The sequence below is a fragment of the Vicinamibacteria bacterium genome, from assembly GCA_035620555.1.
Lineage (GTDB): Bacteria > Acidobacteriota > Vicinamibacteria > Marinacidobacterales > SMYC01 > DASPGQ01.
In genome coordinates this window covers 1-19,398 of sequence record DASPGQ010000525.1, presented here as the reverse complement: position 1 = coordinate 19,398, position 19,398 = coordinate 1, and the positions used below count along the sequence as shown (strand labels likewise).

The following is a 19,398-nucleotide window of genomic DNA, read 5'->3' as shown; positions in this document are numbered from 1 at the left end:
TCGGGTCCGTCGGCGATCCCACGGGCGATGGCGTTTCCCGCAGGATGGATTGCCGGGAACCAGGCTTCGCCTCGCAACGGCTCGAGGGTGGTGAACTCCCAGTCTTCCGCGAAAACCTGCTGCAGATGTCGAACGACCGGCCCCTCTAGCTCGAAGTGGAGATCCATTCCGGGAGACTCGGGCGTTTCTTCCAACACGAAACTCTCGCGGATATTCATGCCGCCGGTGAATCCGATCTTCCCGTCCACGACCATGACCTTGCGGTGATTGCGCAGATTGAACGATGGAAGCCGCGTCGAGAACGTTGGGAGAAACAGGGCGGCGGGCACCCCTCGGTCCCGAAGCAGCCGGTGGGCGCGTGGGCGCGAGTAGCGGGCTCCTACGGCATCGATGAGAACTCGAACCTCGACGCCCCTCGTTTGGGCCGAGGCGAGGGCATCGACGAAGCGTTGCCCGACTCGATCGTGATCGAAGATATAGGTCATGAGGACGATGCTTCGCTCGGCTCGACCGATGGCCTCGAGCATCGCGGGGTAGGCTTCGTCTCCGTTGACCAGGGGGCGGACCCGATTTCCCTCGTAAAGGGGCCACGAGGTTATGTTCCCAATCAGGTGGGCGAGCTCAGCCGCTTCGATTCTTCCCACACGCTCTGCGACGGCGTCGGAGCTCAATCCCCCGCGGCGGCGGGGCAGCAGGGAGCTGTCCGCTTCGCGTCTCAAGGCAACGGCGCGCCGGTGGATGCGGTTGATTCCGATCAGATAGTAGAGAACGGATCCGAGTAGCGGAACGAGCGCGATGAGACCCACCCACGCGATGGCAGCGCGAACCTCCTCTTTATAGAGAAGGGCATGGATCGCCGCCACGCCCGCCAGCACGATGATGAAGAAGCTCCCGACGACTACGAGATTCGCAAGGGCCCACTCGAGCATCCGTCGAACCTGTCTCCGAAAACGGACGAACCGTCCAAAAAGAGGGTGCGAAACATAATACGGTAGCGAGCTCGTGCCGTCCAAATCTTGCGCCGAAACGGGTTTGTGGCGTTCCCCATGTGGCCCTGGATTTGCAGATGCGCTACCATGAGTAGGGTTCAATGAACGTTGTCTCGATTCTTGCCGGCCTCGCGACCGCGGCCGCCTGCAGCGCCACCCACGGGAAGGAGATATCGGTCGCGCACCCTCAGCCGACCGCTCAATCGAGCTCCGCAGAAAAGCAACGCAAACCCGAGGAGGTATCCGCCGAAACGCCAACCCAAGACGATGAGCCACAAACGAGCGGGTCGCCCGCGAGCGATCTTCCCGCAGGCTCGGTCAAGACGACCGACGAGCGACGAGACGATCTGGACGAGGAGCTGGACGAGTCGCTGCGGGAGTTCGACAAGCTCATCCTGCGCGAGCAAGAGATCTTGGAAGAGCGCCACGAGGCGACCGCCGCCGAGGCCGCCGCAAACGCGGGAGGTGAAGGCAGCGCCGGTGGAGGTGGATCGGGTGCCGATGGAGATCGTGGCGAAGACGGAAGCCTCGAAGAGACTGCCGAGGCTGGGGGTGAAGAGTCGCCGGGTGGAACGGGCGGGTCACCCGACAGCCCGGAGTATGACGAGACGGGCGCGCCCACGGATTCCAGCGATGCGACCGGCGAGACAAGAAATGGAAGAGTACCCCCGGACGTTGGCGATGGAAGCGATGACGACATCGTCGCTCGCCAGCTCCGAGAGGCCGCGATGAACGAAGAGGACCCCGAGCTTCGCGAAAAGCTCTGGGACGAGTACCGTGCCTACAAGGCCGGTCTCAAGAAGAAGAAGTAGAATGGGAGGGTTCATGAAGATGCGCGCAGCATCGATGTTCCTCGTGCTGGTGACATCCCCTGCGGTACTCGCCACGGGTGACGATCCCGTTCAGCTCAGGCAGGCCAACTTCGAGATTCCCGAGAGTCGCCTCCTCGACGTCGGGATCCACGTCTTCGATCCCGGCCTCCCCGAGGACGAGTACGAACGTTATCTTCTCGAGGAGAAGGGAGTCTTCGAGGACGTTCGCAAATCCGAGGCGCGGTACATCCCCATCGTGCTCAAGCGCACGCTCGAGTCGAGCGGATTCTGGGGAGCGGTACGGCTCGTACCGGCGACGAACGTAGTCGACCTCCATGTTCGGGGCGGCATCCTGAAATCGACGGGAAAGAATCTCGAGGTCGAGATACTCGTGTCCGACGCTCGGGGCGAATCCTGGATGCGCAAGAAGTACGATCGTGAGGCCGACCCCCTCGCTTACGTGAAGGAGAACGACGGGCGTGAGCCTTTCCAAAGCCTCTACAACCAGATCGCCAATGACCTCGCCAAGCTGCTGGAAAAGCTCGACCCAAAAGATCTCGTCGATATCCGGCGGGTGTCCGAATTGCAGTTCGCCCACGATTTGGCCCCAAGCGCATTTGCCGACTACCTCACGCTTCGCAAGGGTCGCTTCGCGTCGGCCCGTCTTCCATCCGAGCACGATCCGATGATGGAGAGGATCGGCGAGATTCGCCAGCGTGACTACATGTTCATCGACACGCTCAATGAGTATTACGCGGATCTTTTCACGAAGATGGAAGAGCCCTACGACAGCTGGCGCTCGTTCAGCTACGAAGAGCAACTGGCTTTCGAGGCTCTGAACCGCAAAGCGAAATGGGAGAAGATACTCGGAATCGCTGCAATGGTCGGTGGCGCGGTCGCATCCACGACGAGCAATAGCCGCGGTGCCCGGGAGGCAGGACAAATCGCGATGCTCGGAGGCATGGTCGCGCTGAACGACGGTCTGCAAAAATCCCAAGAAGCGAAAATGCACCGGGAGGCGCTCAACGAGCTCGCGCAATCCTTCGACGCGGAGGCCGCCGGCATGCTCATCGATGTCGAGGGCGAGGTCCTCCGCCTCACCGGCTCGGTCGAGAGTCAGTACAGCCAGTGGCGCGAGCTGCTTCGCCAGATCTTCGCCACCGAGCTCGGTCTGCCGGCAGACCCGAACGCCACGAGTCTGGGGCGTACGAAATCGTGACACGCCATGGGTCCCAAGCTCACACCGCCGCCGCGCGTGAACCCCGAGGCCGGGAAGCCCCGGGCCGGCGGGATCGGTTTCAAGACGATCACCGTCGTCTCGTCTCTATCGGTGGTGGGCGTCGTCGTCTTCGCTCTTCTGCCGCGGTGGGTCGATGACGCATCCGTCTTCGAGACCGCACCTCGAATAGAGGGGGCAACCGAGCCAGAGCCCGAGCCTCCTCAAAAGTCGATCGCGCCTTCATCGCCCTCGCCGCCTGATGTCGTCGTCGAGCCGCCGCCCGAAAAGCCGACCCCTTCGCCCGAACCGATCCCAGAGACGCTGTCGACGAGCGAGACCACTGATGACGATGAGGCCTTTACCGAGGCGATGTCGGAGGGCCTTCGAGCGCTGAGCCGGCAGGACTTCGCTGCCGCCAAGGAGGCTCTCGGACGAGCCCAGGCCATGCGCCCCGGAGCGGCGGGGGTGGCTGACGCCTTGGCGCAAGCCGACGCTGGGCTGAAGCTTCAGGCGATCGACGATCATCGCCAGCGTGCCTCGGCCTTCGAGAGCAGCGAGGATTGGCGGCAGGCCGTAGCGGAATACGATGCCTTGCTGGGCCTCGAGCCCAGCCTCCGCTTCGCGCTCGAGGGGAAAGAACGGAGCGCTCGTCGGGCCGAGCTCGCCGAGCGGCTCGATTTCCACATTGCCCGTACGAAGCGACTTTCCGATCCGAACGTTCTCGAAGAGGCGTCGCGGCTCCTAGCGGAAGCCTCGACGATCGCCTCGCCGGGCCCGAGGCACGCGGAAAGGCTACGCAAGCTCGAAGTGGCCATTCAATCGTTTTCCACGCCGGTCGTCGTCGAGCTGCAATCCGACGAGCGTACTGAAGTGACGATCTACCGCGTGGGCCGGCTCGGCAAGTTCGAGCGCCGGACCGTGGAGCTGCGCCCGGGCGTCTATACCGTGCTGGGAAGCTGCGAAGGCTATCGCGACGTGAGACGGGAGCTCGTCGTGGACGCCGGGACCACCCCTCAACCCCTCATGGTTCGATGTGAGGAGAGGATTTGAGCCAGGGGATCGAGCTCACCGACGACGGAGGGACTCGCCGACTCCAGAAGGACGACTTCCCGCTCGCTTTGCCGGAAGACGCACCGCAGGCACACATCGGACTGTCAGAGAATCGGCTCTTCGTCCAGCCCACGGATGGAAGCCGGGTCTCGGTCAACGGTGCCCCGGTCTCCACGTCGGCCTGGCTCCACGACGGCGATGTTGTGGAAGCGGGGGGCGTTCGCCTGCGCGTGGAGAACGGCGAGCTGCGCGTTACGAAAAGGCAGAAGCAACGCTCCGGCGGGCCGATCCAACCCGCTGCTTTCGAGCCGACCTCGTTCGCGCCGGAAAGAGGGCGCTCGCCGTTTCGACCCCTGGCACTGGCGTTCTGGGGCGTTCTCGTAGTTCTCGGTCTATTTGGCTGGTTCGTATTCACCGCCCGCTCCGTCGCCCTCGAGTTCCAGCCCGGACCCGACGCCGTCGAAGTCAGTGGCACACCGTTCGTCTTCGCCCTGGGAGACACCTATCTGCTCCGGCCGGGCGGATACACCGTCAAGGCTCAAAAAACCGGCTATCGAACGCTCGAAACTCGTATCGATGTGACTGGCGACCGAAACCAGCTCTTTCGCTTTGCCCTCGAAAGGCTTCCCGGAAGACTCGCGATCTCGACGACCCCTTCCGATGGCGCTATCGTCAGTATCGACGGCCGGGAAGTCGGCCCCACGCCCCTCGAGCCCGTAGAGCTGCCTCCCGGCGAGCACCACGTCGAGATCCGAGCCGAACGTCATCGTGAATTCGAGACCACGGTAAGCGTGGGAGGGGAGAGCACGCTGACCACCCTCGAAGCGGTGCTCGATCCGCTATGGGCTTCCATTACCTTTCTTTCCGAGCCGGCTGGCGCGACGGTTCTGACTGGCGGAAGGGCTCGGGGCTCGACGCCGATGACCGTCGATTTGACGGAGGGAACGCAGGAATACGAGTTCGTGCTGTCGGGGTACAAGCCCCACCAGGGCCGGATACACGTCGAGGCTCGCAAGCCACAAACGGTCGGCCCGGTGCCGCTCGTCCTCTCCGATGGGACGCTCAAGCTGCTCAGCATTCCCGCGGAGTCGAACGTAACCGTCGACGGGACATACCGTGGACAGACACCTCTCGAGCTGGACGTGAGTCCGGGTACGTCCCACCGCGTCGAGCTTACGCGCTCGGGCTACGAATCCGAAGCCCTCGACGTCGAAGTTCCATCGGGCGAGATCAGGACGATGACGATCGAGCTAGAAGCCCGATCGGGGGACGTTCTCATCGCCGCCGATCCTCCAGATGCCGAGCTCTTCGTGGACGGAGAACCGCGAGGAGCGGCGAGCCAAACCCTTCGCCTCGTCGCCGTGCCCCATCGAATCGCGATCCGAAAAGAGGGCTATGAAAGCTACGAGACGACGGTCACCCCCCGGCCGGGCCTCTCTCTGACGGTCGAGGTGGCTTTGGCGAACCTTGCTCAGAAGAAAGCGGCCACGCTCACCAAAGTCGTTCAAAGCTCCAAGGGGCACGAGCTGAGACTCGTGGAACCGCGTCGCTTCAGCATGGGAGCTTCCCGGAGGGAGCCCGGACGGAGGGCGAACGAGGCTCTGCGCGACGTCGAGATCACCCGCCCGTTCTATATCGGCGCGACCGAGGTGACGAACCGTCAGTACCGAGAGTTCAAGAGCGCTCATCGCTCTGGTGCGCTTTCGGCCCATAACCTGGAGATCGATCATCATCCCGTCGTGCGAGTGGGGTGGAAAGACGCGGCCGAATATTGCAACTGGCTGAGCGCACAGGAGTCGCTGGCACCGGCCTATCAGTTAAGAGGGAGCGAGCTCGTTCTCGCCGATCCACCTACGAACGGCTACCGTCTCCCCACGGAGGCGGAGTGGTCGCTAGCGGCGCGCTATGCCACGGGCGAAGCCCTGAAATACCCGTGGGGGATGAGCTTGCCGCCGGCGCCGGGGTCGGGCAACTTCGCCGATCTCGCGGCTCAGGGTCTCGTGGTCACCACACTCGCGGGATATGACGATGGGTTCGCGACGACGGCCCCGGTGGACAGTTTTCCCGCGAATCCTCTCGGAATCCGTAATCTCGGGGGCAACGTCGCCGAGTGGACGAACGACCGCTACGCGATCAACCCGGGGCGCGGCACCGGAGTCGAGACCGATCCCCTGGGCCCGACGGAAGGTGAGTTTCACGTCATCCGCGGCTCCAGCTACCTTCATGGAAGCGTCACCGAGCTGAGGCTGAGCTACCGCGATTACGGCAGCGAGCCGCGGCCGGACGTTGGATTTCGTATTGCCCGATGGGCGGAGGTAACGCCATGAAATGGATTCTCTACGCCTTGCTCGCTGGCTCGCTGGTCGCGGGCGGGCTCGTGCTCGCCTCCCAGGAGCGAGAGCAGCAGAAAGATCCCGAAGAGTTCGTGCCTACGGAGAAGGTCCCGGCCGACAGCACGATCTCATTCCCGGTGGATATATAGCTACCTGCGCCCTGACCTATGAAAAAAGACTACCCGGTCGAGTTCGTCTTCCAGACGCTCTCGTTGCTCGTGGCCATTATCGTGGTCCATACCGTCTATGTGATCGTCGTGCGTCCAAACGCCGAGCTCGTTCTCGCCGACCAGCGGGCCCAGATGCAAGCCGATCCGAGCTACGTCCAGCAGCGCTCGTCGTGGGTCATCATCCGCGATTTCGAGCAGGAAGCCTGCTTCATCTTGATGCTCTGGGCGATGGCGATCATGGCGTACAAAGGCATCATGGCGAGCCGCGAGCACCGGCTCCTCGAGACCGAGCTCGTCCCGGTGAGCGACGGAACGAAGATATTGCCCGAGGACGTACGCGAGTACGCGCGGCACATTCAAACGCTTCCGGTTGCGGCCCAGAGGCTCCTGCTGCCGCGGTCGCTGCTTTCCGCCCTTCACCGCTTCGGCGCGACTCGCAACATCCAGGACGTGTCGACCACGGCGCGGGATGTCTGTGAGGCTCAGGCGGAAAAACTGGACTCCGAGCTCTCCATGGTCCGCTACATCGCCTGGGCGATCCCATCGATCGGATTCATCGGAACGGTGCGCGGCATCGGTGACGCGCTGGCACAGGCGCACAAGGCGGTGGAAGGGGACATCGCCGGGGTCACGGAGAGCCTGGGCGTAGCGTTCAATTCGACGTTCATCGCGCTTCTCATCAGCATCGTGCTGATGTTCCTGCTCCATCAACTCCAGCTCCAACAAGAACGGCTGGTTCTCGATACCGAAACTTATGTCGACCAGCACCTCATCCAGCACCTCCAGGTTCCGTGACGCCCCATGGCCGCGCTGGTACTCGAGCTGAACGATGCCGGCATCCTCGCGATGCGGAGCGGTGTGGAGACGCCGGTGCTCGAAAGTCCCGGTTATGCCGTGCTGGACGATGGCATCCTGCTGACCGGCACACCCGCCGAGAGAGTCGCGCGGCTCAAGCCTCGGTTTCGTCATACCCGTTTCTGGGACGCGCTCGATCGGGAGCCGCTCGCGAAGCCATTCCCCAGGAAGCTCACGAATGCCGATCTCGTCCACGCCCATCTAAACGGTATCTGGAGCGAGCTCCGCCCGGGAGTCCGGGAGGTCGTCCTCGTCGTGCCCGGTTTCTATGAAGACGAACAGCTCGGACTGCTGCTGGGAGTCGCTCGGGCATGCGGTATGCCGGTGACCGCCATCGTGGATTCGTCGGTCGGTTGTCCGGCAAGCTCGTCCATCTATCTGGACCTATTCCTCCATCGCGCTGCGGCGACTACGCCGGGAAGCCGTGAGGTTCGCACCGACGATGAAGTAGGCCTGACGTCGCTTCGCGACGCCTGGGCGGCCCTCCTGGCGCGCAGCTTCGTCCGCCAGACGCGCTTCGACCCGCTGCATCGAGCCGAGACCGAGCAGCAACTCCACGAAGAGCTTTCCGACGTCCTCGAAACGCTCGCCGAACAGGACACCGCGAGCCTGACGTTGCCGGCGTCGGGAAAAGCGAAACGAATCGAGATCACCCGAGACGAGATCGTCGACTGCGCGCTGCCCCGCTACCAGCGGATCGCGGCCCTGGCTGGCGAATCCAGCCCGGTTGCCGTGTCCCACCGTCTCGGCGCGTTGCCAGGATTCGTCGGCACCTTGTCGGGCGAGGTAAGCGTGGTTCCTCGCGGAGAAGCGGCACGAACCGTATTCGAGCGGTGGGACGATCTCCCGCAACCCGACAAAACGGGCATGCTTCACTTGATCACGAGCTTCGAGCCGAAAGAGTCGGTGAATGCCCCCCCTCCCCCTCGTACAGTCACGCACATCCTGCACGAGGGAGTCGCCTATGCCATCGACCCCGGGCCGTTCGTCATCGGCACCGAGCTCAGCGCAGGAGAGCGAGGGTTGGCTCTCGCCTCGACCCCAGGGGTATCGCGCAGCCATTGCCGTATTCGACGGGTAGACGGGCGTACCATCCTCGTGGACTCCAGCCGTTACGGATGTCACGTCAACGGCTTCCGCGTGGACAACGAAGCCGCTCTCCAGCCGGGCGATCGGCTTCGTCTCGGCACCTCGGAAGTCGAGCTCCAGCTCATCGAGGTCAGGGACTGATGGCCCGTCGCTCTCGATCGGTGAACGTATTCGGCCTCGCCTTTCTCGACGCCATTACTTGCGGGTTCGGCGCGGTGGTGCTCTTCTTCATGATCATCAACGCGAGCTTCGGAAAGGAATCCGGCCGCAACGTTGCCGAGCTTCGAGGCGAAGTCGACCTGCTCGAAGTGGAAGTCCTCGAAGGAGTTCAGAGGCTGGTCGAGCTTCGAAACTCCCTTCGGCGGATCGAGCAGGAGAACGTGATCGCGGCGGGGCTCTCTCGAAGGCTCATCGAGACCGTGACCGTGGTTCAGGAGGAGCTTGCCACCTACGAGAGCTCGACGCTTGCGAAACGGGAGCACGTCAACAAACTGAAGGCCGACTTGAAGTCCCTGGAAGAAGAAGTGAAACGCCTCTCCGCGGCCGCACCCGCCGAGGAGACCCCCGGAGACCGCGTACGTTCATTCGTCGGCGACGGGGATCGCCAGTACCTCACCGGGCTCAAGGTGGGAGGCCGACGTATTCTCATCCTGCTCGACTCGTCGGCGAGCATGCTCGACGAGACGATCGTCAACATCGTGCGGCGCCGCAACATGTCGGACGAGGTCAAGCGGCGCTCGCCCAAGTGGCAGCAAGCGGTGTCGACCGTAGACTGGCTCACCACCCAGATCCCTCGAGAGTCGAGCTTTCAGGTCTATACGTTCTCCACTGACGCTCGACCCGTCATTCCCGACACCGACGGCAACTGGCTCGACGGTGGGAGCCGCGAGAAGCTCGAGGAGGCGGTGCAACGCGTGAGAGGAATCGTGCCCGCCAACGGCACGAACCTCCATGCCGCTTTCGGTGCCATCCACCGGATGCGTCCCCCGCCTGACAACATCTATCTTCTCGTTGACGGGCTCCCCACCATGGGACGGCAACCTCCACGCGGTACAACCATCTCGGGGAGGGACCGGCTGAAGCTCTTCGAGGAGGCCATCAACCTCCTGCGGGACTCCGTTCCCGTCAACGTGATTCTCTTCCCCATGGAAGGCGACGCCATGGCGGCGAGCGCGTTCTGGAAACTCGCTCTTGCGACCGGCGGCGCTTACGTAAGCCCGTCCGAGGACTGGCCATGAGAAGAAGAAAGAAAGGCCGTCAGTTCGAGAATTTCAGCCTCTCGTTCCTGGATGTCATCTGCTGCGGCTTCGGCGCCATCATTCTGCTTCTCGTCCTCACGAAGATCGGCGAGCCGCGTTTCCTCGAGGCCATCCGATCCGAGCTCGAGGGGCTCGTTGCCAAACTGCAGCAGGAGCTATTCGAGATACGCGGTGAAACCAACGTTTTCGAGCGCAACCTCAGGACGAAGGTCGAGCAGCTTTCTGAAGAACGGGAGCAGATCGCGCGCCTCCGAGGGGACCTTTCCGCGATTCAAGGCGAGTTTGCGGCAACCGAGCAACTATCCGAGGTGAACGATATCGTGGAAGGACGGCTGCTTGCGGCACAACAGGCCCTGACCGAAGAGATGCAGCGATTGCTGGGAAGAAGCTATCGTCGAAGCGAGACCGACGCCACCATCGGCGGCGTTCCCGTCGACAGCGAGTACATCGTTTTCATCATCGACACCTCGGGAAGCATGCACAACTATGCCTGGCCGCTGGTGCTGCAGAAGATGCAGGAGGTGCTCGCCGTCTATCCCGGAGTCAAGGGCATCCAGGTCATGAACGACATGGGCCAGTACATGTTCTCCAGCTACGCGGGAAAGTGGATTCCCGACACCCCGGGAAGACGGCGAATCATCCTCGACCGATTGAGGGGGTGGGCACCGTTCAGCAACAGCAGTCCGGTCGAGGGCATCGAGCGAGCCATCCGTGCCTTTGCCGCGCCGGACAAGAAAATAAGCCTCTACGTTCTGGGAGACGAGTTCACCGGCGATTCCATCGAAGAGGTCGTTGCCACCGTCGACCGGATCAACCGGCGCGGCCGCGACGGAAAGCGTCTCGTACGCATCCACGCCATTGGCTTTCCGGTGATGTTCTCCCGCATCGGCTTCCCCGAGAACACCGGAGTTCGCTTCGCCACGCTGATGCGGATACTTTGCCGGGAGAACGGAGGCGCCTTCGTGGGGCTGAGCTCGGTCCGTCCTTGAGCTGGATGTCGCAAATTCTTTCTGATCGCCCACAGCCGGCATGCCGGCATGGTGCTTGATGTCTCTCCGAAAGTCCTGCATTCTAATTGAGTGGCTGGCGAGTGAATCCGGACCACTTGCCACCCACTTGGATCCGTAACGGAATTCCCCACGACGCCCTTCGGAAACGAGGGGATCTCCAAGCATAAGTACGGCCAGTCGAGGAGGTTGCGAGTGCTCAAACGTTGGATTTCTGCGTCTTTGACTGTATTGGGATTCGCCGCGCCCGTTCGTGCCCTCCAGGAAGAGGAGACGCCCAAGGCCTGGTATGACAGGCTGGATTTCGGGGGCGATCTGCGCTTGCGGTACGAGGGCTTCAACTGGGAAGGTCAATTCGAGGATGGACGACGGGACCGTCTACGCTATCGATTTCGCGTCGGCTTCGATATCGAGCTGACGAAATCCATTCGAGGCGGATTCCGGCTACGGAGCGGCGACCCGAAAGATCCCGTCTCCGACAACCAGACCTTCGGCGGAGGTTTCGACAAGGATGCAATCAGCCTCGCCGAGTTCTACGCCGACTTCGACATCACCGATTCGGTCTCGGTCATCGCCGGCAAGTTCGACCATGCAGATTACTGGGAGGTCTCGGACTTGCACTGGGACGACGACGTCGTCGTTGAGGGGGCGATCCAGCGTTTCGCCATCCGGAGCTCTGAAGGGGCTCTGGCGCGAATCGACTTCAGCACTTATCAATTCGTTCTCGAGGAATTCTCCTCGAGAGAGGATTCCTGGGTCCTGGGACTCCAGGCCCGTCCCACGATCCGGCTCGACGAATCGAACGAGCTCATCGTTGGTGCTGGCTTCGACAAGTTCGTCGGCCCCCAGGCCGTCGTCGACCTGAGCCTGGCAGGCGAGCTGACGGGAAACGACGTGACCAACCTACTCGATCGGACCGGCCGGCTGGTAAGCGACTTCGAGATCCTGAATGTATTCGGAATCTGGAATTATCGTCGGAGCGGGAGCTGGCCGGCCAAACTTTCTGTTTACTACTACAAAAACACCGGCGCCGGAGACGAAGCGGGTATCGAGCCCTTCACCGGAGTCAGGGCCGTGGGGAGCGATAACGACACGGCCTACTTCGCTCGTATCGAGGCAGGCCGTTACGACGCGCTCGGGCGGCTCTTGTTCCGATACACTCGTTACGACTCGGAGCCGGACGCCTTGCTCTACGCCTTCCTGCAATCGGACACGGGACGTTCTTCGAACGTCGCCGGTCACCGTGTCGACGTCAGGATCGGCATGCCAGCGAGACAGTACATCAACGTCACCTGGTACAACACGAGGCCCAAGATCGGCGACGACTTTACGATGAACCGGTGGCAGTTCGACTACATCTTCCGCTACTGAGGGGTGCTATACTTTGAGCGAATTGAACGCTCGAGCCAACTTGGGGACTCGAGCCCGCTCGAGGATCCGTTCGAGGCCGCCGCGTAATCACCACGCAGATCGCGAGCGCCCTGGGTGGTCGTGGAACCACTTTTCCTCCGCGAGTCGCTCGAGACGGTCTCCGGCTCGAGCCTGAGGCCATGGCGAAGAAGACCCAGTCAGCGAAGGACGGCGAATCCAAGGCGAGCCGCAAGTCACCGTGGGTCGTTTCCGGTGAAGGGGGACGCCAGCGGTTCCTCCGCGGGATGATCACGCACGATCTCGTCCAGCGCGGACTGAGCTTCGACGATGCTTACGCCGCGGCGAATGCGATCCGAGACCGGCTCGAGGATCGAAAGGAGGTCACGACCTCCGAGATACGAGAGCTCATCGGCGAGCAGCTGGAAAAACAGGCGAGCCGAGGCTTGATCGCCGCCTTGAGCGACCCGGTGAGGGCCGCTCCCCTTCCCCAGGTGATTTACCACGGCCAGCCCCAGCCCTTCTCCCGGGGTCTCCTGGCTCGAAGTATGTACGCGGCCGGTCTCACTCTCGACCGCGCCTATCGCCTCGTTACCGAGCTCGAGCGAGAGCTGAAGGAAGAGGGCGTCACCGTGCTCACGAGCCACGAGGTCGCCCGGAGGGTCGGAGAGCTCTTGGCGCGCATGGAGGGCGAAGACCGGGCGAGACGCTACCGCCTCGTGCGCCGCGTGCAGCGCCTGCCACGGCCTCTGGTGATCTATGTCGGTGGCGCCAGCGGAACGGGCAAATCGACCCTGGCGCTGGAGCTTGCTCCCCTGCTTCGTATCTATCGCATCAACGCCACGGATACGATTCGGCAGGTCATGCGAATGGTCTTTTCGAAGGCGATCCTGCCGGAGCTCCACGCTTCGAGCTTCGAGGTCGCTGCGGCCCTGGATGAGCTTCCCTCCGAGCTTCCGCGCGGACATCCCCGCGATCCCGCCTATCGCCAGCGCCTCATCGCGACATTCGAGAAGCAGGCGACACGGGTTTGCGTCGGCGTCCGCGCGGTCGTCGAGCGGGCCATCGCCGAGAATATGAGCATCCTCGTCGAAGGTGTCCATCTCTACCCGCCCCTGATTCCGTTCGTGGACCTCGAGAAAGCGGCCTACCAGGTGACTCTGATTCTCGGGACGCTGAACGAGGAGGCACACCGGAGCCGCTTTCTGCTTCGCTCGCGAACGGGTGGTCGTTTGGCAGAGCGCTACGTCGAAAGCTTTCCATCCATTCGCGCCATTCACGACTTCCTCCTCCAGCAGGCGGAGATACACGACATAGCGTTGCTCGACAATTCCAACGGCGAGCCGCCGGTGGTCAGGTCTTTGCGCCTGATTACCGGATTGCTGGAGCGACGGCTTCCGTCTCTGGCCCGAAGCGAGCCGACCGAGCGCATGACACCGACGCTCCTCCTGGCAATCGATGGCCTCGCCGACCGCCCGGTGGCGGAGCTCGGAGGGAGAACGCCACTGCAAGCCGCATCGACCCCGACGCTCGACCGACTGGTGCGAGAAGGCCAGGGTGGCTTGGCGGATCCGGTGGGGCCCGGAATCGTTTCCGACATGGCTTCGGGAATTCTGGCTCTTTTCGGTCACTCCCCGATCTCGATGAAGCGCGGCCCCATCGAGGCCATGGGTGCGGGAATTCGCCTCTCTCCGGGGGACGTGGCCGTTCGTGGAAACTTCGCCTCGCTGGACTCAGAGGGCAACGTGATGGATCGCCGAGTCCTTCTCGAGCCCGAGGATGTACAGAAGCTCGCCAAAGCGCTGGATCGCTTGCCCCTGCCACGAAAAATCGCGAAGGGGGTAGAGGTTCGGGTGAAGCCCGCCGGTGAGCATCGGGTGGCAATCGTCCTCCGTGGCGAAGGATTGTCTTCGGAGATCCGTGGGAGCGATCCCGGCGAGAGCCCGACTCCCGTGCCGCCACGCGCACCGACGGCCCTGGATCCGAACGATCCCAGAGCCGTTTTCACCGCCAAGCTCCTCGCGCTGTTCGAGCGAGAGGTGAGGAGGATTCTGGAGAAACATCCAGTCAACGTCTCACGAAAATCGAAGCCCGCCCCGCCGGCAAATGCCATTCTCACGCGCGGGGCGGGTCGGGCTCACCGCCTCCTTCCCTTGGAGCATGCGGGAATCCCGCTACGGTTGACCTGTGTCAGCGGTGACCGGACGATGTTGGCGCTGGCCGCCTGGCTCGGTGCCGACGCGGTTACGAAAGATGGCACCACTGAGAGCCTGGGCAGCGACCTCGAGGAGAAGCTTTCGGCTGCTGCCGAGGCTCTCAGTCGATGTGATCTGGTCGTGGTCCACCTTCGCGGGGCACACGTCGCGGCCCGTGAACGCCGCCCCGATCGAAAGGTCGCGTTCCTCGAAGCCGTCGACCGCCACCTGGCCCGGTTCCTGGAGCGGCATCGCGGCCCCCTCAGGGTCGCCGTGGCGTCCGATCACGCTACGCTTTCGGAAACGGGTGAAGACGTGGCCGACCCGCTTCCGGTGCTGATCTGGGGCGACGGGATCGAGCCCGACGACGTGCAGGCGTTCGACGAAAAATCCGTCGCCTCAGGGCAGCTGGGTCGCTTCCCCCTTCAGCTGCTGCTCGGCAACCTCTTCGAGCTGACATAACTCAATTAATGCTCGCTCCTCGCTCGGGGAGGACCCATCAGCCGTAGCGGCCTTCGATGTAATCCGCCGTCTCCTGATGCTCCGGCGTCACGAACATGTCCTCGGTTCGAGCATGCTCCACCAGCTTGCCCATGAGCATGAAGGCACATTCGTCGCTGGCCCGGCGAGCTTGAGCCATGTTGTGGGTCACGATCAGGATCGTGTACTCGCCGCGAAGCTCCCAGATCAATTCTTCCACCGCCTCGGTGCCATCTGGATCCAGAGCGGAACAGGGCTCGTCCATGAGCAAGATCGCGGGCTTGACCGGCAACAACCGGGCGATGCAGAGCTTCTGCTGCTCTTCGAGCGAGAGCTCGATGGCCCGGCCGCCGAGCCGATCTTTCACCGCATCCCACAAGAGTACCTGCCGCAGAGATTGCTCCACGACGGTGTCCTCGTCGCGCCTCGACACCTTTTCGCCCGGACGACGGTGAAGATGGAATCCAAAGAGGATGTTCTCGCGAATCGAGATCGGCAGTGGGTTGGGGCGCTGGAAGACCATGCCCACTTGCTTTCGAAGCTGCGCCGGCTCGACATCGGAATCGTAGATGTTCTTGCCCAGGACGTCGATGGTCCCCTGGGTACGAACATAGCCCAATCGCTCGTTGATGCGGTTGACCGATCTCAGAAGCGTCGTCTTTCCACAACCCGACGGTCCGATCAACGACGTGATGATGCCGTTCTTGACTTCGAGATCCACATCGAACAGGGCTTGAAACGTCCCGTACCACAGATTGAGCCGGCGTGTCCGAATCGCCAGGGAAGGAGGCCCCTCGGTCGTACCCGGGGCGGGCGTCTGGAGGCGTTCCGGGAGAAGATCTCGACCGTCGCTCGAAGGCGATTCCGGTTGCTGGGTCATAGCGCGACCCCCCTCACCCGAACCGCCCCATGATGTAGTCTCGCGTCCGGTCGTCCCGCACCTCGCCGCCGAACAGCTCGCGAGTCGGCCCGATCTCGATACACGCCCCTTTCAGAAAAAAGGCGGTGCGGTCCGCCAGGCGCCGGGCCTGCTGCACTAGGTTCGTCACCAGGAGAATCGTCATGTCCTTTCTCAAATCTTTGAGGACGTCTTCGATCTTCATGGTGGTGACGGGATCCACGGCAATCGAGAACTCGTCGAGCATCAGGAGCTGCGGATCCTGGGAAAGGGCCCTCGCGATGGTCAATCGTTGTTGCTGCCCCCCGGACAGGAGGCTCCCGAGCGATCCGAGGCGATCCTTGACCTCGTCCCAGAGGGCGGCCCGGCGCAGACAGCGCTCGACGATGACGTCGAGCTGGGACTTTTTTTTGATGCCCGAAAGCCGGGGCGACAGCGCCACGTTGTCGTAGACGCTGAGCGGCAGGCCCACGGGTAGCGGAAAGACCACCCCCACACGTTTCCGCAGAGCGTAGACGTTGCGCCAGCGGCGGACGTCGCGCCCTTGAAACCGGACGCTTCCACTCACATGCATCGAGCTGGTGAAGAGGTCCATACGATTGATGGCTTTGAGAAGCGAGGTCTTTCCGCTGTTGGCAGGACCGATGATGCCGAAGATCTCGTGCTCCTTGACGGCGAAGCTCACCCCGGTCAGCGCCGGACGGCTGTCGTAGCGGATCGATAGATTCTCGATTTCCAGGACGTTCTCGCCCGCCTCCACCGCGGAGACGGATTCCGCGGCGCGAGGAGCCGCCTCGGTCACCATTTCTTCTTCCCCCTCAGATAGACTCGGAAGGCGACGGAAATCGAGTTCATGGCCAATACGATCCCGATGAGCAGCAGAGCGACGCCATAAGGGAGCTCGTCGGGCACGCCCGGAACCTGCGTCGAAATGACGTAGAGGTGGAGCGAAAGCGCCATCGTCTGGTCGAAAACACTCTGGGGCAGGAAAGGAAGGAAGAACGCCGCGCCGGTGAACATGATCGGCGCCGTCTCTCCCGCGGTTCGAGACACCTCGAGGATGACTCCGGTCAGGATGCCGCTCACCGCATTCGGGAGAACCACGCGGCGGATCGTCTGCCAGCGTGTAGCACCCATGCTCCAGCAGGCTTCGCGGAAGGAACGAGGAACGGCTTGAAGAGATTCCCGCGTGGCAACGATCACGACGGGCAGCGTCATGATGGCGAGCGTCAGGCTGGCCGCCAGGATCGAGGTCCCGAAGCGGAAGAACAGGACGAAGGCACCCAGGCCGAACAAGGCGTGTACGATGGACGGGACACCCGCCAGGTTGATGATGGCCAGGTTGATGAGACGTGTCAGCCAGTTGTCGGGCGCGTACTCGCTCAGATAGATGGCGGCGGCCACCCCGAGCGGCACCGAGAACACCAGCGCCATCGTCACGAGAAAGATCGTGCCAAGGAGCGCCGGAAAGACCCCGCCCGCCGTCATGCCCTGCGTGGGATTGGTGAAGAGGAACGACATCGAGATCGCCGGGCTGCCGCGGAAAACCAGAATCCCGAGCACCAGCACCACGGGCACGATGAGAAACACCGTCATGACGAGGAAGAGGATGCGGGCCAGCCGTTGCACTCGGTGATTGCGAAAGTCGAGCTCGGTGGCGGCAAACATCGATTTCACCTCTTCCGGGGGCCTCGAACGATCAGGTCCGCGGTCAAGTTGATGACGAAGGTGACGACGAACAGCAGGATACCCAGGGTGAAGAGCGCTCGATAATGGTCCGACCCCACGGACGTCTCGCCGAGCTCGGCGGCAATCGTGGCGGTGAGAGCTCGAACCGAGTCGAAAATGCTCCCGGGCACATTGATGGAGTGCCCGCTCGCCATGAGGACCGCCATCGTCTCGCCGAATCCGCGCCCGACGCCCAGAAGGACGGCGGCGACGAGGCCGTTCTTGGCGGCGGGCAGAACGACGTTCCACGTGACTTGCCAGCGCGTCGCACCCATGGCTTCGGCGGCTTCCCGGTAGGTATCGGGCACCGCCTTGAGCGCGTCTTCGGCGATCGTCGTCATGATCGGTGCCGCCATGAGCCCGAGAATCAGACCGGCGTTCAAGATATTCAAGCCCACGGGGACGTGGAAAAGTCGAATGATGACCGAGTTCATGATGCTGAGCCCGATGAAGCCCCAGACTACCGACGGGATGGCCGCCAGGAGCTCGACGAGGACTTTCAGCGTCTCGCGGGTCTTCCCCCGCGCGAACTCTCCAATATAGATGGCCGCCCCGAGGGAGAAAGGGATGGCCACCAACATGGCCATGCCGGTCACGCTCGCGGTTCCGATGATCAACGCGAAGGCGCCGTAGGTCGGGTTGAAGTTGGAGGTGGGAGTCCACCGCGGAGACGTGAAGAAGTTTTTCGCGTCCATCCCGAGCACGAAATCCAGGCCTTCGCGGGCAATGAAGACGAAGATGCCGAAGATGAATACGATGGCCGAGATGCCACCGACGAAGACGGCTAGCTGGACCGCCTTGTCGACGAACCAATCGGCATTGCGCTGGTCGGTGGCTTCCCAGCGTACCGCCGGCGCGGAGGTCCGAGAGGCCATCCTCAGGATGCCTCCTCCCCTCGCAGTGTCTCCATCAGGTCGCGCACCTCGATAGCGATGAGGCGGAACGTTTCTTCGAAGCGCTCCCGCCGCTCGGTCTCGCTCGCATCCGCGACGGGGGCGGGGGCGGCTTCCCACTCCAGAGCGACCGTGCGGAACGGCACTTCGGAAACGTAGGTTTCGACCGGGCCCTCCAGACTCACTAGCACGTGGAAGCTGCTCCATTCCTCAGGGACCCAATCGATGGGCAGAGGTTTTTGGTCCTGCATGTCCATCCCCTGCTGCTCCATGAACTCGACGAAAGCGGGGTCCAGTCTCGCGGCAGGCTCGAGGCCCGCGCTCTTGTACCGACCGCTCTCGGGATAGGCCTTGCGCGCGATGGCAGCAGCCATCTGGCTGCGATAATCGTTGGCGCGATCCAGAAAGAGAATGCGATAGATCTTCGGCTGCTTCGTCTCCCCGGTGACCGCGAATACCGTCTCCTCGCAGATGTTCTTGGCTTGATCGCCCACCCTCTCGAGACGGTTGAAAATGACCAGCGTCTCGAACAGATCCCGGATGGGGCGCGTTCGTTCGTCGCCCTCCTCTACCAGGGCCTCGAAAGCCACGTCGAAGCGGCGATCGAGCTGGTCCGAGTAGGTCATCGTCGCCCTCGCGAGATCGGCGTTGCTCTCGTGAAAAGCCTGAAGGGCTTGATGCAGCATCTGGAAGGTATCCTTGGACAATCGCTCGGCCTCGCGGCGAACTCCCGTGTTGAGAGGCTTGGTGAGTTGAACCGCTTCACGACAAATCGTGACCGCGTAGTCGCCAATCCGCTCCAGCTCGACGTTCATACGCAGCACCGAAGAGATAAAACGAAGATGCCCCGCGCTCGGCAAATGTCGTGCCACGAACTGATGGCACAGCCGGTCGATTTCCTGGACCGAACGATTGATTGGCAGGTCTCCGAGGATTGTCCGATAGGCCAGACCCTTGTCGAGGATGAGCAACGCCCGCATGGCGTCTCTAAGAGCCTTTTCGACCCGTTCGGCAACCCTCTCGACCCCGTCGCGGATGCGTTTCAGGTCGGCT

The 19,398-nt window shown here is 62.7% G+C and carries 17 protein-coding genes; 11 read left to right on the top strand and 6 right to left on the bottom strand.

All coding sequences use genetic code 11. The annotated features are described in order from the left end of the window. Positions 1-929: phospholipase D-like domain-containing protein (locus VEK15_21420; GenBank protein ID HXV63273.1), on the bottom strand; the 929-nt coding region annotated here is incomplete at its 3' end. Positions 930-1,090: 161 nt separating this feature from the next. Here VEK15_21420 and VEK15_21415 point away from each other — a divergent pair. From VEK15_21415 to VEK15_21365, 11 genes are all read left to right on the top strand, one after another. Then, positions 1,091-1,801 carry a hypothetical protein gene (locus VEK15_21415; GenBank protein HXV63272.1) on the top strand — a complete coding sequence of 237 codons (711 nt, stop codon included), beginning with the start codon at positions 1,091-1,093 and terminating at the stop codon, positions 1,799-1,801. Positions 1,802-1,814: 13 nt separating this feature from the next. Continuing rightward, positions 1,815-3,020: a hypothetical protein gene (locus VEK15_21410; protein ID HXV63271.1), complete on the top strand. Its 1,206-nt coding sequence runs from the start codon at positions 1,815-1,817 to the stop codon at positions 3,018-3,020. A 6-nt stretch (positions 3,021-3,026) separates the two neighbouring features. Continuing rightward, complete coding sequence (locus VEK15_21405) at positions 3,027-4,070, top strand: hypothetical protein (protein HXV63270.1); 1,044 nt, start codon at positions 3,027-3,029, stop codon at positions 4,068-4,070. After that, the gene (locus VEK15_21400) at positions 4,067-6,397 is read left to right on the top strand and encodes a PEGA domain-containing protein (protein HXV63269.1); all 2,331 of its coding nucleotides are present in this window, start codon (positions 4,067-4,069) and stop codon (positions 6,395-6,397) included. Before VEK15_21405 ends, VEK15_21400 begins: the two co-directional genes overlap by 4 nt. Further along, a complete protein-coding gene (locus VEK15_21395) occupies positions 6,394-6,552 on the top strand; it encodes a hypothetical protein (GenBank protein ID HXV63268.1) in 159 nt (52 codons plus the stop codon). The genes VEK15_21400 and VEK15_21395 overlap by 4 nt, the downstream gene beginning before the upstream one ends. A gap of 18 nt (positions 6,553-6,570) precedes the next feature. Then, the gene (locus tag VEK15_21390) at positions 6,571-7,368 is read left to right on the top strand and encodes a MotA/TolQ/ExbB proton channel family protein (protein ID HXV63267.1); all 798 of its coding nucleotides are present in this window, start codon (positions 6,571-6,573) and stop codon (positions 7,366-7,368) included. A gap of 6 nt (positions 7,369-7,374) precedes the next feature. Then, complete coding sequence (locus VEK15_21385; protein ID HXV63266.1) at positions 7,375-8,658, top strand: FHA domain-containing protein; 1,284 nt, start codon at positions 7,375-7,377, stop codon at positions 8,656-8,658. Then, positions 8,658-9,755 carry a VWA domain-containing protein gene (locus tag VEK15_21380; GenBank protein ID HXV63265.1) on the top strand — a complete coding sequence of 366 codons (1,098 nt, stop codon included), beginning with the start codon at positions 8,658-8,660 and terminating at the stop codon, positions 9,753-9,755. The genes VEK15_21385 and VEK15_21380 overlap by 1 nt, the downstream gene beginning before the upstream one ends. Beyond that, a complete protein-coding gene (locus VEK15_21375; GenBank protein ID HXV63264.1) occupies positions 9,752-10,765 on the top strand; it encodes a VWA domain-containing protein in 1,014 nt (337 codons plus the stop codon). Before VEK15_21380 ends, VEK15_21375 begins: the two co-directional genes overlap by 4 nt. 213 nt (positions 10,766-10,978) lie before the next feature. Next, positions 10,979-12,154, top strand: a complete 1,176-nt coding sequence (locus VEK15_21370; GenBank protein HXV63263.1) for a putative porin — start codon at positions 10,979-10,981, stop codon at positions 12,152-12,154. A 179-nt stretch (positions 12,155-12,333) separates the two neighbouring features. Beyond that, positions 12,334-14,808, top strand: a complete 2,475-nt coding sequence (locus tag VEK15_21365; protein HXV63262.1) for a hypothetical protein — start codon at positions 12,334-12,336, stop codon at positions 14,806-14,808. Between the two features lie 37 nt (positions 14,809-14,845). On the opposite strand, the gene VEK15_21360 is transcribed toward VEK15_21365, so the two are convergent. The 5 genes from VEK15_21360 to phoU all read right to left on the bottom strand — a co-directional run. Beyond that, a complete protein-coding gene (locus tag VEK15_21360; GenBank protein HXV63261.1) occupies positions 14,846-15,706 on the bottom strand; it encodes a phosphate ABC transporter ATP-binding protein in 861 nt (286 codons plus the stop codon). Between the two features lie 13 nt (positions 15,707-15,719). Continuing rightward, entirely contained in the window at positions 15,720-16,529 is an 810-nt protein-coding gene (locus tag VEK15_21355) for an ATP-binding cassette domain-containing protein (protein HXV63260.1), read from the bottom strand. Continuing rightward, positions 16,523-17,392, bottom strand: coding sequence for a phosphate ABC transporter permease PstA (gene pstA, locus VEK15_21350; protein ID HXV63259.1), 870 nt, complete (start codon positions 17,390-17,392; stop codon positions 16,523-16,525). The genes VEK15_21355 and pstA overlap by 7 nt, the downstream gene beginning before the upstream one ends. A 5-nt stretch (positions 17,393-17,397) precedes the next feature. Continuing rightward, the gene (gene pstC, locus VEK15_21345) at positions 17,398-18,327 is read right to left on the bottom strand and encodes a phosphate ABC transporter permease subunit PstC (GenBank protein ID HXV63258.1); all 930 of its coding nucleotides are present in this window, start codon (positions 18,325-18,327) and stop codon (positions 17,398-17,400) included. A 2-nt stretch (positions 18,328-18,329) separates the two neighbouring features. Next, a partial coding sequence (phoU, locus tag VEK15_21340) for a phosphate signaling complex protein PhoU (protein ID HXV63257.1) occupies positions 18,330-19,398 on the bottom strand: 1,069 nt, incomplete at its 5' end.